This is a genomic window from Geobacillus sp. FSL W8-0026 (assembly GCF_037966255.1).
Lineage (GTDB): Bacteria > Bacillota > Bacilli > Bacillales > Anoxybacillaceae > Geobacillus > Geobacillus icigianus.
Genome location: NZ_CP150194.1, coordinates 1,994,213 through 2,010,419 on the forward strand (window position 1 = coordinate 1,994,213; position 16,207 = coordinate 2,010,419).

Sequence of the window (16,207 nt, forward strand, 5' to 3'; positions counted from 1 at the left end):
CAACATATAGTGCGGCGGAAACAGTCAGTACGTATATATAGCGACGAAAGAGGGCGTCCCGATCCTTTTGGGACACCCTCGATGCGCTCAAGGCCCTCGTGTGAAGAGCCGGCCGTTTGCCGCCGCGCTCCACTTTATAACCGATACAGCGCTTGATATTTTTCTTCTAAATATTGAATCAAGCCATCGGCTTTGAGCGGTTCGCCCGTCGCGTCGCGCACAAGGTCGAGCGGCTTCTTCGTTTTGCCGAATCGGTGGATGCGGTCCGTCAGCCATTCACGAATCGGCGCAATCGTCCCTTCCTCAAGCAGCTGCGCGAAATCGAGCTCCTTCTCCATCGCCCGCTTCAACTGCGCTGCATACATATAGCCGAGCGCATAGGACGGGAAATAGCCGAAGCTGCCGCCCGACCAATGAACATCCTGCAGCACGCCGACCGCATCATTGTGCGGACGGATGCCAAGATACTGTTCGTACTTCGTATTCCAGACATCCGGCAAGTCCGCCGCTTCCAGCTCACCCGCAAACAGCTGTTTTTCGATTTCATAGCGAATGATGATATGAAGCGGATACGTCAATTCGTCGGCTTCAATGCGGATGAGCGACGGCTTCGCTTCATTGATCGCCCGGTAAAACGCGTCCAAAGACACGCCGGCAAACTGGGCGGGCGCGTATTGCTGAAGACGCGGATAATTGCGCTTCCAAAACGCGTAGTGGCGCCCGATCATATTTTCAAAAAAGAGCGACTGCGATTCATGAATGCCCATCGACGCCCCGCTCGCCAGCGGCGTGCCGGTGAGCGCCTCGGAAATGTGCTGCTCATACAGCGCATGGCCACACTCATGGATCGTGCCAAAAATCGCGGTGCGGAAGTCGCGCTCGTCGTAACGCGTCGTAATCCGAACATCGTTCGGATTCAGCCCGATCGCAAACGGGTGGACCGTCTCATCAAGCCGCCCTTTGCCAAAATCGTAACCGAGCTCCACAAGCAGCTCCAGCAAAAAGGCGCGCTGTTTTTCTTTCGGAAACGGAGCGAACAAAAACGACGTGTCCGGCTTGTCCGGCGCTGAGGAAACCGCCTGCACAAGCGGAACGATGCGTTCGCGCAACTGGCCAAACAATCCGTCAAGCAGCTCGACCGTCATGCCCGGCTCATACTGATCGAGCAGCGTGTTGTATGGATGCCCTTCATATCCCAAATAGCTGATAAAGCGGCGCTGAAACTCGACGATGCGCTCCAAATACGGCCGAAACAGCGCGAAGTCAGCGGTTGCCTTCGCCTCCTCCCAAACGCTTTCCGCTTTGGAACAAAGAATGACGTATTCCTTATACTCATCGGCCGGGATTTTTTTATTGCGCTCATATTTCTTTTTGCACTCATCGAGAGTGCGCTGCGTCACTTCATCAAGCTGTTCGTAAACGCCCTGCGGCGACAGCTTGGCGATAAACGCCGCCATTTCTTCCGATGTCGACATGCGAAACACTTCTTCCGAAAGCATGCCGATCACTTCGGACCGCTGCTCCACCCCTTTTTTCGGAGCGCCCGTCCGCAAATCCCAGTACATGAGGCCAATCGCTTCGCGGTAGCTCATCATTTTTTTCACATATCGCAAAAACTGCTCTTCGATTTGCTTCATGTCGTTCAAGTCCCCCTGTTGATTTGATGGCCAGCTATTTACTTCCATAAGACAAGTCGTTTTTCCTGCCGCAAGCGAAAAAATCTTTCGCTAAACGAAAAAGAAAAAGGAGGAACTTCATTCCTCCCTCACCGTTGTCGGCAACACGTCTTTGATCGATGCAACAACCCGTCCATCTTCCCGATCGGTGATGAAAATGGAAACGAGGCCGCGGTCGTCGCGCGTGCGGATGAGCCGTCCGACCCCTTGGCGAAGTCGAAGCAACATATACGGCACATCGACGTCCCAAAATGGATTGTGATACGCTTTTCGCTTCGCCTGAAACACCGGATCGTTCGGCGGATACGGCAGCGACCAAATGATGACGTTTGAAAGCGACGGTCCCGGGATGTCCAGCCCTTCCCATAAATGTTCCGAACAAAGCACCGTCTCTTCGTTGCGCTGAAACTCAGCGACCAAATCGCTAATTTCGCGGTCGCCTTCAAACAAAAACGAAAACGGTTCGCCGGCAGCCGCTTCTTTGAACTCGAGCAGCTCCTCGCGCGTCGGGAACAAAAGGAGCGCCCGCCCCCCGGTTTCGCGCAGCTTGTTGAGCGCATACTCGCACTTTTTGGCAAACAGCGTCTCGTCTGCGCGGAACGTCGGCATATAAATCGCCATCTGTTCGTCATAATCAAACGGCGACGGCACGCTGAACGACAAGTAGTCGTCGATGCCTAAACTTTGCGCGATATATTCGAACGATTTTCCGTTTGATAGGGTTGCCGATGAAAAAACAAACGGCATGCGTTTGCTGAACACTTTTTCGCGCAACACTTCCTGAACCGTGCGCGGCATGACGACAAACGTCGCCTCGTGACGCGACGATTCAAGCCACGTGATGGCATCGGCGTTCGTTAAAAACAGATCAAGCGAGTACTGAATTTGATCCAAATATTCATCAACGATGTTGAGCTGGTAATGGTCGATCGTATACGTTTCGCTCTCAAACACGAGCTCGTTGCCGATTTCCACAATTTCACTACGCAACTTCTTCGCCCATTGCTGAAGCTTAGGCGACGAGACAATTTCCTTTCGATTCGAACCGGGGACATCCTTCGCGCACGCCTTCAACTCAGCAAAAAAGCGGCTGCTCGTCGCGAGCGCTTCTTCAATGGCATAAGCGAGCTCTTCGCGGATGTCGTTTTCAAGAAGCCGTGTGAGCAGCGTCTCAAGCGTCGTCTCTTTCATTCGATAAGTCAACGCCTTTTGCGCGGCAAATTCAAGCAAGTGACCCTCGTCAAACACCACACAGCTCGCTTCCGGCAAGAGCGGCAGCTGGCCTTCCCGCCGACGCGCCTCATACGTCCACACGTGTTCCATATAAAAATCGTGCGAGCAGACGATCAAATCGGCCGCTTTTCGGTAATAGTCGCGCCAAAGCGTCTGGCCGCAGCGATGCCGCTTCTCGCACGTGAAACAGTCTTGAAACGGATCCCAGGCGATTTTTTTCCACTGCTCGTCGGTAAGGTGGGCGTATTCCTTTCGGTCGCCATAGCGATAAAACGACTGCATCGGTTGGTAGTCATGGACGAACGCGGGAAGCTCGTCATAAATTTGCTCATACAGTTCGATGTCCTCATCGAGGTACGTCGTGACTTCTTCCAGTTTATTTAAACATAAATATTGATCCGGCGACTTGGCAAGCCGAACGTCAATGTCCAACCCGAGCACCTCGGACAGCTTAGCAATATCGCCTTCTTTTTTGACGAGCTGCTCAATCAACGTTTCGTCGGCGCAAGCAATGATGGCTGGTTTACCGGCATAACGGGCGTAGCAAATCGCATACAGCAAATAAACGATCGTCTTTCCCGTCCCGACCCCCGCTTCGGCAAAAATCACCTTTTTCTCGCGAAACACCCGCTCGAGTTGAAACGCCATATAAATTTGCTCATCGCGCAGCTCAAAGCCGGCCTCAGGCAAAATATCATAAAAGACGTCGCCGATCCATTGGCTGAGCTTATCAAAAAAATTCTCGTTTTTTTCCAACGCAAACGGATAACGCTGATGGCTCATCGCCGTACCCCTCCAATTGGCATAAACTCCCGCGTCATCATGCATAAGCGCGCAACACTTTTGTTGCGCGCCTCATTTCCGGTAACAAAACAATATTATGATGGATTGCCGTCAAGAAGTCAACGAAAGCGCATGAGCTTGCATGAAATCTAGCCAAGCAAAGGGTAGTTTCGGTGCAGGCAGAAAATGACCATCGAAACGCTCGCACTCTATTGGAGCTGGTAGCTCTTTATCAACAGGTATAGCCCATACTATTCCATGACCATTGCCTCCATCACTATATTGATACGCCCTTAATTTATAACCATTCTTGATGCAAAGATGTAAAAAGCCCGCTACAATTGATTCTAGTAGCGCTCAACTAGCACCACGGGTATTTTATCATTTTTTATTTCTGACTATTAGCTTCCATGCGTTCCTCACATTCGCATTTTATTTTCCACACCATGACTCATTCACCTCCGGTATATATACTTGATTACCCCCTCCCAAATTTACGAAGCTTACACACCTTCACTTTTTTCATTTGGCTGTAAATTCATCATAGCTCCAAAATATTGAGATGCTGTCGTAAAACAAATGAATGCACACAATTCACTTATTTCCTGATCACTAAATTCCTCTTTTAATATAGAAAAAGTGGATTCGTCAATAGCATCTCTTTGCTTTAAAAATACTTCCGCAAACCCTACGGCCAGCGAAGTTTTCTTGTCAAACAAATGAGGTTCAGGTTTTCCTTTTGCCTGACAATATTCACAACCGTTCTTTTGCGCCAATGTCCTTCTCACTTGTTCTTTCAGTTCGGCAGATAATGTTCCATCTGCCCCAAGCAGATCCCCTAACTGATTCCACAATTCCATAATCTGTCTATTATGCCCCAGCAACCGTTGAAATGGTGTTTCTCCATGTAAAGAGAATGAGATTCTAGCCATCGATTCCACCCTCCCTTGTTTCCTTCATTTTAAAAAAACTTGAGGCGTATTGGTATTGTATATAAAATGAATTTGTTGAAAATACCGTTCATATGAAACAAAAAATGAAAGGATGGTTTACAAATGAAAATAGATGAGATTGATTTAAAAATTATTGCAGAGTTAAAGAGAGACTCCCGTTTATCAATGAGAGAATTAGGAAGGAAAGTTAACCTGTCACCTCCCTCTGTAACCGAAAGAGTAAAAAGATTAGAGGATAGTGGAGTGATTGAAGGATACACAATTCAGGTGAATCGAAAAAAACTAGGATTTACAATAGATTGTATTATTGAAGTGACAATTAAAAACGGAGAACATAAACGGTTTAAAGAGTTTATTGAACAATATCCAACAGCGCTATCTTGTTACCGTATTGCTGGACAAGCATGCTATATGGTGATGCTGACAGTTAGTCGATTAGAGGAAATTGAAGAATTTATTAATGGCGTTTCTGCTTTTGCAACAACCCTTACACATATCATATTCTCGGAAGTGAAAATAAAAAATAATTTAGAAGCACATACTCCTTTACTGCGATGAGAAATAAATAGTGGATAATTATTTCACTTATGTGGGTAAAATTTTATCACTCTACAATGCACATTGTACATTTATAGGGTGAAAAAATCTTGTGATTATAGATTTGCGTTATATCTAAATTGAACGAATATGGAGACATACAGAATAAATTTTAGTATCTGTAGATGAGCATTTTTTATTACAGTCATTTCCATTCCCTAAGAGACAAACAGGGGACCCCTTAGGCGACATGGAGCTGTTTTTTGATCACATCAATGGGAATCTCTTGCTTCGCGGCATCGTAGATGAACTCGACGACGCTGTGCCCTTTCCGAGACCGAAGAAGCTCCAGGCCGGAAGAGAGGTCTTGCTGAGATTCGGCGATGCTGTATACGCAGGCGAACAGCACCACGGCCCAATACCGTTTCACCGCCCGAATGTGACGAACACGGTCCACCTGACTTCAGCTGGTCTTTGGCCTGCCGGAAAAAGCATTCGATCGTCCAGCGCTGGGCATAGTAACGCAAGATCTCTTCATCGCCTAGCTCCCGGTCGGTGCTCAAGACGACATGGAGATGATCTGGCGTCATCGGTTCATCCGCCTTCCAAGCCAGCCGCACCACCGCGTCATCGAGGCCATGGATCGCTCCCTCGTAGCGATACACACGGTAACGCTCCTTCCCCACCGTGACGAGGTGGGTGTCGTTGGGCTCGATATAGCGGGCGAACTTCTTCGCTTGGATGGCGATACCTTTCGGATAGAGAATCCGGTTCGTCTTGAGCATGGCGATGACATGGAATCCTTGTTTCAGGCAGGCTTCGATGAGCGCTTGGGACGGATACCACGAATCCATGAGCACATACACCGGCTGAGCCCGCTTCCCCTTGAGCGAGGAAAGCATCTCGATCGCTAGGTCGATCTTGCTTCTTCCCGCCGTCTTGTCATACAGACGAAAGGCGAACGGGAACGCTTGCGAGAAAGTATGCACCATCAGCCAAACGAGCGAATGCCCCCAAACGGATTGATGATCTTTGTGCGAGTAGTGCCAATCACACCCTTGAATGGCGCGGGCAGCCCGTGACGAAGGCTTCGTTTTTTGGCAAATCGTATCATCAATCGAAACAAAAAGGGGTTGATTCTCCTGTTTGGCGATTCGCTGGATGCGATGAAGGATCCATTGCTGGAGTTTGCGAAGCAACGTCTCTTCATCCCAAGGGCTTTTCGTGAAAAAATGGCTGAGCGTGGTTCGATGATTGGGATGAAAACTCCAGTGATGGACATCGGTCAATGTTCCCGAAAATCCCTTGGTAGTCAAGGCATCCACAATATGAACGAGATGCTTGATGACCGGTTTCGAGAAATAAAGCGCCAATCCCAGCGTCATGAAAAACTTGTGGATTCCTTGATGATGTGCTCATCGATTCATGAGACATGAACCTCCTTGTGGGTAGTTTGAGCACATCTATTTTACTCAAGGAGCTGGGTTCATGTCTCCTTTTTTGTTTAGCTGTCAATTTATGTTAGCAAATTTGCTCATCTACAGTAAATTTAAAAAAACTGATTAATTTTTTCGAATCGTTTCCGATATAACTATTGAAATTAAATTAAATTCTAAAAGGAGGATGTATAATGAAAAGTATTTGGATTTTTGTTTGCTATAGCTTTTGTGTTTACTCTTAATCATAATGAAGCAAAGGCTGCTCCTGCACCTCCTTTAACCGATCTACAAATTATTGGTGTTACTTCGGATGGTGCAAATTATGAGTGGGAATACATTTCATTTGATCAAACAAGTGCATCCTATCCTATGTCAGGGGAAACCGGATATATAGCAGTTTATGTAGAAGGTACTGAATTATATGGTTGGTTTAGAATATATAATAAGGGACAAGACATAACAAATATTGCAAAAGAAATTATTGATATGAGAGAACCAGTAACAGATTCAAGCGGAATGGTTATTGGATGGATTAAATATTATGAAATACCACTAGATAAAGTAGAAAGTGGGCAATTCACTGTATCTGCAAGGGACTATTATCCACCTAACAATACTTTTTATGATAATCTTTATATAAATGTAGAGTAAAAGCAGAGGAGGAGAATTATGAATATCAACCCGTGGTGCTAGATAAAACTCAGACAAGCATAAAAATAGCCCTTGCTGGCGGATCTCCAGTAGAATGAAAGTGTCACCCAACATTCGAAAGGAGAGATCCCCCATGCAAGAGCACTTTCATTTTACTACAGATCCAGCCAAACTTCAAAAACAATATGCCGCTATTTTCTGTTTTGTTTCTGCCCAACTGTCGTTGATTCAAATGTATCTTCATCGCCGCAACCGTCACTTGGTCAAGCAAGAAGACGAAGTGGTCATGGCGGTTCACCTTTTGGGGAAGCTGCTGGGCTTTTCTTCCGAACGAGCCTGGCATCGTTTTGTCACGGGAAATTTGTTCACAAACGGCTCGTTTCTTGAACGCTCCCGATACAACCGCCGCTGCCGAGCGCTTGGTTTCGCCATCAAATGGATCCGTCATGAGCTGGCGAAACGTGGCCAACACCATGCTTATGCGGTCGTCGACAGCTTGCCTCTTCCGTTGTGCCATCCCGTGAGAATGCAGCGCGTCAAGCGATTTCGAGGGATCGCGGATATGGGGTATTGTGCTTCCAAAAAGCAATGGTACTACGGTTTCAAGCTGCATCTTCAAGTGACCAATCAAGGGCTGGCCATGGGCTATGTCGTGACGGAAGCGTCCTGCCACGACGTCAAAGCCGCTGAAACGGTGATGACTCAAATCCCTCATCCCTACAACTTTGGGGACAAAGGGTACATCAGCCACGCTCTTCGAGAAAAGCTGTACGAAGAACACCAAGCCGCGTTCTGGACACCGTCTCGACACAATCAAAAGCACGGCCCATCCAAGGCATGGGAAGAATGGATCAGGAAAAAACGCAAAGTCATCGAGACGGTGTTTTCGATTCTCGTAGACCAATACCGGATCACCGACATTCGAGCGAATTCCATTGCCGGGTTTGAAGTGGCACTCGATGGCATCTTGTTGGCTTATTCCTTGGTCACACTAGGGCTGGTTGAGCGCTGACGCTCAACTAGCACCACGGGTTATGAATATCAATAAAGCTGCATTTGCCGCTTATACACAATTAACTTTAGGAGCTAAGTTTAGAAATCATATTCGAAACGGTGAGCCCTTTGGAGGAAGAGAAGGCCAAAATAAATCTATGGATTTCATAGAGTTTCAAAAAGCGCTTGAAGAGGATAAAGTTGTTAACAAAAATTTATCTAGAGAAACTTCAAAATACCATAAACAAATACTTGAAGACAAATTAAAGTACAGTACAAATGTCTTTTTCTCAACAGAGGTAGCTGAAATTGTCAATAAAGCGTTTAAGCTAGGACTAGTTGGAAACGATGAATATCTAATTTCAAAATATGAAGAAAGGGTGTAATGTAAATTATCACTTTATTTTGGAATAAAAGAGGCATTTTTTTGCACATTTCTTCAGAAAGCCCTCTCCCCTTTTCTGAAGGAATGTGCTAATTTTTTTGTGAATTGTTTCGGACGAAGATTGCCATTCGTTTCAAGGGGGGAGGAAGTGTGATCCAGTTTCACGACTTTGGCATTGACATTCAAACGTATACGGATCGTGGGAAAGAGAACGATTTTCCTGATGTAAACCAATGTCCCCACTGTCTATCCCGCCGCCCCTTGCACCGTCACGGGTATTACCAACGCTATGCGTTGACGGCAGAGGGGGAGTATCGCCTTTGGATCGCGCGGTACGCTCGCGAGAATGCCGCAAAACCGTGAGTGTGCTGCCTTCATTCCTCCTCCCGTATGTTCAATATACCCTATCCGTCATCTGGCAAGCGGTCAAAGCATGGCTCGAAACGCCAAGACGAGGAGCGAAGACCAAACAGGTTGGTTTTCCCACCAAGGGGGTCATTTTGTTTTCTGTCCGACGATTTTTCCGGAATCTCCCCCGCTTGCATCACGTGGCGGCGAGGAGATGGGGGATCATCGGCCCTGTGGGGAACGCAAGAACCGAACGGGCGGTCTGGTGGATGCAGCTCTTGGAGGGACGGGGGGTGGGCTCGATCATCCAAGACCTGTGGGCCAACGAGAGATGGCATCTGTTTGCAGATTAAACCGTTTCCTGATTTTGCGTTAAAAACCAAAAAAGGGGACTGTTGATGTTTCCACAAACCCTTCCTCTCGACGAATCTCGAGCCGTTTCCCCAGAAAACGTTTCTGATCGCTTATATCGATGACTGCTCGCGGTTGGTGCCGTACGTATAGTTTCCCTTCGGAGAAGTTTGACGGGCTGCGGGTCGTCACAAAGGAAGCGGTGCTTCGTTGCGGGAAGCCGAAACGCATTTACTCGGACAACGGGAAAATTTACCGGTCCGAGGTGCTGCAGTATGCGTGCGCCGAGATGGGGATTACGCTCATCCACACCCAGCCGTATGACCCGCAAAGCAAAGGGAAAATCGAACGGTTCTTCCGCACCGTACAGACGCGGTTTTATCCGCTGTTGGAGCTGAATCCGCCAAAGTCGCTGGACGAGTTGAACGAGCGGTTTGGGAAGTGGCTTGAAGAAGAGGATCACCGAAAACCACACGCCTCACTGGACGGAAAAACGCCGCATGAGGTGTTTCAGTCCCAAGTGGAACGAGTGGTGTGGGTCGAAGACATCGACTGGCTGGATGCGATTTTTCTGAAACGGGAGCACCGCAAGGTGAAAGCCGATGGCACCATCACCTTAAACAAGCAGCTGTATGAAGTGCCGCCCCGGTTTATTGGACAGTCGATTGAACTCCGCTATGATGAACGAGGCGTCTATGTGTACGAAGACGGCAAACGGGTGGCGGAAGCCATTCGGGTGCGTTTGGAGGATCACGCCCATGTAAAGCGTCACCGGTCGCCGTTTGCGGCAGTTCCAGCGAAGGAGGGAGAACACGGTGTATAAATCGTTCTACTCTCTTTCACGGGAGCCGTTTGCGAAAGAAACCGCCCCATCCGAAGCGTATCAAGGGGCAGCGTTTCAAGAAGCGCTGCGGGCGCTGGAGTACGTGAAACGAACCCGGGGAATCGGGCTGTTGACCGGAGAACCGGGGGCGGGCAAGACATTCGCCCTTCGGGCGTGGAAAGAATCGTTGTCCCCTTCTTTGTATCACGTAGTCTACTTCCCGTTATCGACCGGAGGCGTGATGGATGTTTACCGCGGGCTGGCCCTTGGGTTGGGGGAAGAACCGAAATACCGCAAGGTGGATCTCTTCCGCCAAATCCAGCAGGCCATTGAGCGGTTGTATCATGAACGGCGGATCACACCGGTGTTGATATTGGATGAGATGCATTTCGCGAAGGATGCTTTTTACAGGACATCGCGATCTTGTTCAACTTTGAGATGGATTCCACCAACCTCTTTGTCTTGATGTTAGCTGGGCTGCCCCATTTACAGGGGAAGCTGCGGCTCAATCAGCACCGCCCTCTCGATCAGCGGATCATCATGCGATGCCGGATGGGGCCGCTCGAGAAGGAGGAGGTGGCGGGCTACATCGATCATCGGATGAAACAGGCCGGGGCGAAGCATTCGATCTTCACTCCATCGGCGTTAGAGGCGATTGCCCTGCAGTCGCGGGGATGGCCTCGGGTGATCAACACGTTGGCTACGACATGCCTGCTATACGGGCATCAGCTGAAAAAGGACGTCATTGACGAAGAAGTGGTACGCATGGCCACAGAGGAAATGGGATATTAGCACGAAAGGGGCCGATTCGGCCCCTTTTGTGCTTTCTCTTTTCCATCGGTCCACCAGGCGCGCTGGAAATCTTCATCTGAAAGAGCGTGCAAACGTTCCGAAAGAATGTGCAAAATCCGGAACAATCCGCAAAAATTTTGCACATTATTTCGGAATCCGCCTGAAATAATTTGAAAAAGGGATTCTGAAATAATGTGCTAATTTACAGTAATGAACCAAAAGATTTTTGAATAGCCATTTTCCAATAAATTCTTTAATATCTTTCAACAAAAAAGCCACACCTCCTTTTCAATTTCAGAAAAGAAAGTGTGATCTTTGTAAAAGCCAAATTATTTTTTGCAAGCCACTTTACGAAAAATCGCTCAATCCCTTCGTAAATCAGCATTTCCTCGGCGGCCTTGGCCCCCAGTACTGATAGTAATGCGTCTCAATGAAACCGTTAAACAGCTTGCGCCGCTTCGTCGCTGGCTTGCCGTAATGCGTTTCAAAGCCGCGGTGGGCGGTCAAGATGTACACCGACCACGTATCCAAGGCGGAAAAGGCACGGCCGATGGCACGGTAAAGGGCTTCGACTTCCCGACGTTCGCCGAGCCGTTCCCCATATGGCGGGTTGCTGACGATCACTCCGTACGATTTGTCTGTCCGAAACTGCTCCGCCCGTCCGGTTTGGAACGAAATAAGATCAGCCAACCCGGCTTCGGCCGCGTTCGCCCGGGCCATGTCAACCATGCGCGGGTCAAGGTCGATCCCGCAAATATCGAGCGGCTCATCGTAGCGCGCCATATCTTCCACTTCTTGACGCGCCCTCTCCCATGCGCGCTCCCCGATCCACGGCCACTGCTCGGACACGAAATCGCGATTAAATCCCGGGGCGATGTTTTGCCCGATCAACGCCGCTTCAATCGCAATCGTTCCCGATCCGCAAAACGGATCGACAAACGGGCGATCCGGCGTCCAATTCGTCAGCAGCACTAAGGCGGCGGCGAGCGTTTCCCGAAGCGGTGCTTCCCCTTGACGGACACGGTAGCCGCGTTTATGCAGTCCCGCTCCGCTCGCATCGATCGTCAATGTGGCAATGTCTTTATGAAGCGCCACTTCAATGCGGTAAAGCGGTCCGGTTTCCGGGAACCATGATAGACGGTAGCGCTCTTTTAAACTTTCAACGATCGCTTTTTTGACGATGGCTTGGCAGTCGGAAACGCTGAACAGCGTCGACTTCACCGATTTCCCGATAACCGGAAATTCCGCGTCTTTCGGCAAATAATCGGCCCACGGCAGCGCCTTCGTTTGTTCAAACAGTTCCTCAAACGTCGTCGCCCGAAACTCACCGACTTTCAGCTTTACACGGTCGGCGGCACGCAGCCAAAGATTGGCGCGGCAAATGGCGAGCGCATCGCCTTCAAACGTCACTTTGCCGTTCTCGACTTGGCAATCGTAGCCAAGCCGGCGCACTTCGTCGGCGACGACCGATTCGAGCCCCATCGCGGCCGTGGCAATCAACGAAAACGAAGTCATTATGTTCCCCCTATCTAACAGACGTATGTACAAGCTCCGTTTCTCTACTCCTCATTATAGCCATGACAGCGAAAAAACAGCAAAAAGAAATGGAAAAGCCCTCCTTCCTGCAGGAGGGCTTTTCACGATTCCATCCACCGCGTTCATCATGTTCTGTAAGCCATGTTCTGTACCATCGTACTGCAAGCGGCTTGCGCCTCGTACTCCGGCGGTAATCATCTATCTACAGGCAGCGAGCGCCGCCTGTCCTTCCCTCCGTTCATTTCCTTCGGGAAGGTGCCCCTACCATCATTTGGGTTTCTCGCTCGTGGGGTTTACCGCGTTCCACCTCTAAGGTTTCCCTTAGAGCTCCGTCACTGTGGCACTTTCAGGGTAATCGAACCATATCCGCATAGCGGACGTAGGTTCTTTCCCCGCCGTCAGCCCAGCCGAAGCCAGACTGCCCTAGCTTATGGATTCGCTAGGCACGAACACTACGGGCATCTCAGCACCGTGCGAGCATGGACTTTCCTCTACGGCCAACACCGGCCGCAGCGATTACCCGAACATGATGAACGCTGCGAGCATCTTCTAGTATAATTCATTTTCCTCAAGCAAGCAAGAGGAAAAAACCGGAATCTTTTTCGCTGACGCGGCTCTGCCGACTATTCATACAATTTGCGACCAAACACATGCTTCTCTAAGTTGGAAAGACGCTGCAAAATATCATAATTCGTCGTTCCCGCCGATACAGCCGGCCGTTTTTGCAACTCCTCAACTTGCCGCTTCAGCCGAGCGTTTTCTTGACGAAGCTCATCGATTTCTTGCTGAAACGCCTCGTAATCTTTGATGATGAGATCCAAAAACTGATCGACCTCGTCTTGATTGTACCCCCGCATACTGACTCGAAACTCTTTTTCTAATATGTCCTTTGGCGTCAGTTTCACCCTTTGGGCTGACATGATTTTTCACCTCAATCCGCATTCAACGATCATCTTTCCTTTATTTTTTCAGAAATTGCGCTGATTGTCAATGAACCGAGCGGAAGAAATGAAGCGACGCCTCCACTTCGATGCTATGTCCGGATCGCCCGTCTGTCAAACCGTTTTCAGCGTTTTCGAGACCAAGAACAGGACGGACAAAAAAGCGCCATGGCCCATCGGTTCCCCTCCGCCCAAGGATGAAGCGCATGGCTCGCTGCGCGGATGTTCAGCAAAAAAGCCGATCGCGGCGTCTTCCCGGCAAGCATGGACATTCATTGCCGCTGCGGGATGTTCATAGAAACGCCATGGACAACGCTTTGCCCTCCGGCCAAGGATGAAAATCAACGTTTGGTAAAGGGGTTTTTACAGAAAAGATCCATGGGCAACGTCTTGCCCTCCATCCAAGGATAGAAATCAGCTCCATTTAGAGATTTTTATGAAAAAGTTCCATGGGCAATGGTCTGCCCTCGACCCGTTGAAAATCTGGCGCCAGTCTTGCATTGTCACGCAAAAGAAGGGGTCCCCGTGTTGACGGGAACACCCTTTTTGGCCTCGAGCCACTCCTTTTTAGCGCATAGGTGGCGCAGGGAATGGCCCCCATCCCGGCATCGGAGCAGGGCAGTACACATGGCGGTTGGCCGCTTGTGCCACTGCCGATTCCGTATGCGGGAAATAATGCTGATGTTCATACAGGTGATGATACACGTGCGTCGTGTGCGATGGATGGATATGCGGCACAATCGTTGCTTGGAAATGGTGTTGGACGCAACATTGAGGCGGATGAACGATCGGCGCCGTTACATGTGGTGGGCAATGCATGGCATCCTTCTCCTTTCATCATCTAGGCTGATTGTTGACAATACTAGCCTATGATGAACAGAGCCGTCTTGTACTAGTATAGATACCCATTTTCTTCTTTTGGCAGGCGCCTTGCTCGATCCTTCCCGTCAACGAAAAACGTTGGGCAAGCTCTTGTTAGTACACATACCGAAACACGACAAACGTCAAGCCGACGACAATAAAAAAGAGATACAAAATTTTTTTGTACATGCTTCGCATCGTCTTCGTCTCCCTGCCATCGTTTTCATTCGTTCCGATGCCATTGTACATGTTTTTCTTTTTTTCTACAAGATTCGCAACAAAAAAGCCGCTATTTTTGCATTTTTGTCACATTTTGCGCTTGCCGGGGAAATGAGCGAACGACGACTTGGCTTTCTTGCGTTCCAACCGCGCTAACCGCTTGCGCCACTCCATTTCCTCTTTCTCGCTGCGTTCCCGGCTTGCCCGGGCGAGCGGCCGCCACGCTTCGTACGCCATCACCGCATAGCGGTGCGCCTCTTTGGCATCGCGGAAATGGTGTTCATACGCTTTCGCCAGCTCCAACGCGGCTTTCACTTTCCAGTGCGCGTTCCCGCCGGCCAATAAGTCGCGCCAAATGGCCGCGGCCTCTTCATATCGCTTTTCTCTTCGATACAAAAGCGACAGCTGCCATTTTGCCGCTTCGGCCTCTTTTGTTTCTTTACCGCTTGCTTGTTCGTAGACGTTCCGGGCGGCGGCTGTTTCCCCCACCGCTTCCAACCATCGCGCAGCGGCCAGCTGCTCCCTAGGATCGGCCAGCTGTGCCGCTTCAAGCAGTTGGATGGATAAATGGATGTAAAGGGAGATGAGCGACAGCACATCGTTTTCATTATGGCGCAATATCGGCATCATTCGGTCGGGATGCGGCGTGTGCAAAAACTCTTTGTACATCATCGGCGCCAAAAAGCCCGGCACATCCTCGCCCCGTTCGATCGACAGCAGGCTCCGTTCGACTTCCTCAAGGCGAAGGGAGTCGAGCGCATCTTTCCATAAGCGGCGAGCGGCGTGATATAAGTCGAAATGGCCGAACGACGGCAGGCGGGGGACGACGTCGCGGACGAGCGCGTGGCGGGTTTTTAGGCGCGGCCAGTCGAACGCTTTCCCGTTGTAGGTGACTAGCGTTGTGTAATCGACATCCGACAAGAAGCTTTGGTAAAGCGCCGCTTCCGCCCCGGGATAAGGCAGCACGTGCTGACGAACGACAACGCGATCGCCGAGCACGCGGGCATGGCCGAGCAAAAACATGACGTTTCCGACCCCGCTCGACAACCCCATCGTCTCGGTATCAAAAAAGAATAAATCGCTAACGGCCAAACCGCGGCACGAAAGGGGATGGGAAAAGGGCGCCTCCTGCCATCTTCGGTGCACGTCATGCAAATCACCAAGCCGATAGCGGCCGTGTGGCCAAGCGAGCGGATACGACGTTTCCCGAACAAGGCAATAATCGCCCTCATACCAATACGGCTTTACGCCGTATTCCTGCCAGAGATCGACATACGGCACGTCCGACCGCTGCTTGGCCGCTTCCTCGTTTTCGTCCGCCGGCCGTTTTGACTGATGACGAGCGGCAAGCAACTCTTTCCATTGCGATAACTTCGGCTTCATCCGTCCACCTCCCTTTGGCCCTCCGCATGCCCCACGATGTTCAATGGAATGGTTTGTGTGGAGTTTTCATAGAACTTTTGACGCTACCGGCTCTAGAAGGCTGGTGAAAAACCGCTGTCACACACCAATCGGCGGCATGTTCATTCAAAAAAAGAAAGTTGATTCTGCAAGGTTTCTCTAATTGAGAAACAGGTCGAACGTAACGGTGTTTTGCACGAAATCACCGGCCTCCTAGTCGTACTTGGTTCACTTGCCCCTCGGGCTGAAGCTGGCGCTTTGGTATGCGGAAATGGAACGGCTCCT

At 49.8% G+C, this 16,207-nt stretch carries 12 protein-coding genes, 1 other RNA gene and 4 pseudogenes; 7 read left to right on the forward strand and 10 right to left on the reverse strand.

What is annotated here, in order from left to right; all coding sequences use genetic code 11:
• Positions 1-134: 134 nt before the first annotated feature.
• The 3 genes from NST29_RS10060 to NST29_RS10070 all read right to left on the reverse strand — a co-directional run bounded on the left by NST29_RS10060 (position 135) and on the right by NST29_RS10070 (position 4,624).
• On the reverse strand, positions 135-1,637 hold the full coding sequence (locus tag NST29_RS10060) for a carboxypeptidase M32 (RefSeq protein ID WP_033021384.1): 1,503 nt from the start codon (positions 1,635-1,637) through the stop codon (positions 135-137).
• Positions 1,638-1,754: 117 nt separating this feature from the next.
• Positions 1,755-3,692, reverse strand: coding sequence for an ATP-dependent DNA helicase (locus NST29_RS10065; protein WP_033021382.1), 1,938 nt, complete (start codon positions 3,690-3,692; stop codon positions 1,755-1,757).
• A gap of 503 nt (positions 3,693-4,195) precedes the next feature.
• Positions 4,196-4,624: a carboxymuconolactone decarboxylase family protein gene (locus NST29_RS10070; protein ID WP_033021380.1), complete on the reverse strand. Its 429-nt coding sequence runs from the start codon at positions 4,622-4,624 to the stop codon at positions 4,196-4,198.
• 123 nt (positions 4,625-4,747) lie between these two features.
• On the opposite strand from NST29_RS10070, the gene NST29_RS10075 reads away from it, so the two are divergent.
• A complete protein-coding gene (locus NST29_RS10075) occupies positions 4,748-5,203 on the forward strand; it encodes an Lrp/AsnC family transcriptional regulator (protein WP_033021378.1) in 456 nt (151 codons plus the stop codon).
• 220 nt (positions 5,204-5,423) lie between these two features.
• Here NST29_RS10075 and NST29_RS10080 read toward each other — a convergent pair.
• Positions 5,424-6,567, reverse strand: a pseudogene (locus NST29_RS10080) (IS701 family transposase).
• Positions 6,568-6,831: 264 nt separating this feature from the next.
• Between NST29_RS10080 and NST29_RS10085 the strand changes: the two are divergent.
• The 6 genes and pseudogenes from NST29_RS10085 (at position 6,832) to NST29_RS10110 (ending at position 10,964) form a co-directional block, all read left to right on the forward strand.
• A complete protein-coding gene (locus NST29_RS10085) occupies positions 6,832-7,272 on the forward strand; it encodes a DUF4879 domain-containing protein (protein WP_324697596.1) in 441 nt (146 codons plus the stop codon).
• A gap of 133 nt (positions 7,273-7,405) precedes the next feature.
• Complete coding sequence (locus tag NST29_RS10090; RefSeq protein WP_011232378.1) at positions 7,406-8,284, forward strand: IS982-like element ISGsp1 family transposase; 879 nt, start codon at positions 7,406-7,408, stop codon at positions 8,282-8,284.
• A gap of 22 nt (positions 8,285-8,306) precedes the next feature.
• Positions 8,307-8,651 (forward strand): hypothetical protein, encoded by a 345-nt coding sequence (locus NST29_RS10095; protein ID WP_033843973.1) that lies wholly within the window; start codon positions 8,307-8,309, stop codon positions 8,649-8,651.
• A 149-nt stretch (positions 8,652-8,800) separates the two neighbouring features.
• Positions 8,801-9,351: pseudogene (locus NST29_RS10100) on the forward strand (DUF6431 domain-containing protein).
• 91 nt (positions 9,352-9,442) lie between these two features.
• Positions 9,443-10,172 (forward strand): annotated as a pseudogene (locus NST29_RS10105) (integrase core domain-containing protein); the annotation flags it as partial.
• Positions 10,165-10,964 (forward strand): annotated as a pseudogene (locus tag NST29_RS10110) (AAA family ATPase). The pseudogenes NST29_RS10105 and NST29_RS10110, both read left to right, overlap by 8 nt.
• A 378-nt stretch (positions 10,965-11,342) precedes the next feature.
• Here NST29_RS10110 and NST29_RS10115 read toward each other — a convergent pair.
• The 6 genes from NST29_RS10115 to NST29_RS10140 all read right to left on the reverse strand — a co-directional run bounded on the left by NST29_RS10115 (position 11,343) and on the right by NST29_RS10140 (position 15,904).
• Positions 11,343-12,479: a class I SAM-dependent RNA methyltransferase gene (locus NST29_RS10115; protein WP_144974211.1), complete on the reverse strand. Its 1,137-nt coding sequence runs from the start codon at positions 12,477-12,479 to the stop codon at positions 11,343-11,345.
• Between the two features lie 151 nt (positions 12,480-12,630).
• Positions 12,631-13,028, reverse strand: an RNA gene (rnpB, locus tag NST29_RS10120) — RNase P RNA component class B.
• A gap of 95 nt (positions 13,029-13,123) precedes the next feature.
• Positions 13,124-13,420 carry a cell division regulator GpsB gene (gene gpsB / locus NST29_RS10125; RefSeq protein ID WP_033017746.1) on the reverse strand — a complete coding sequence of 99 codons (297 nt, stop codon included), beginning with the start codon at positions 13,418-13,420 and terminating at the stop codon, positions 13,124-13,126.
• 588 nt (positions 13,421-14,008) lie between these two features.
• Positions 14,009-14,260, reverse strand: coding sequence for a CotD family spore coat protein (locus NST29_RS10130; protein ID WP_081897222.1), 252 nt, complete (start codon positions 14,258-14,260; stop codon positions 14,009-14,011).
• A gap of 156 nt (positions 14,261-14,416) precedes the next feature.
• Positions 14,417-14,551 carry a hypothetical protein gene (locus NST29_RS10135; RefSeq protein ID WP_255358705.1) on the reverse strand — a complete coding sequence of 45 codons (135 nt, stop codon included), beginning with the start codon at positions 14,549-14,551 and terminating at the stop codon, positions 14,417-14,419.
• Positions 14,552-14,608: 57 nt separating this feature from the next.
• Positions 14,609-15,904 (reverse strand): ribonuclease H-like domain-containing protein, encoded by a 1,296-nt coding sequence (locus NST29_RS10140; RefSeq protein ID WP_051962701.1) that lies wholly within the window; start codon positions 15,902-15,904, stop codon positions 14,609-14,611.
• Positions 15,905-16,207: the final 303 nt, after the last annotated feature.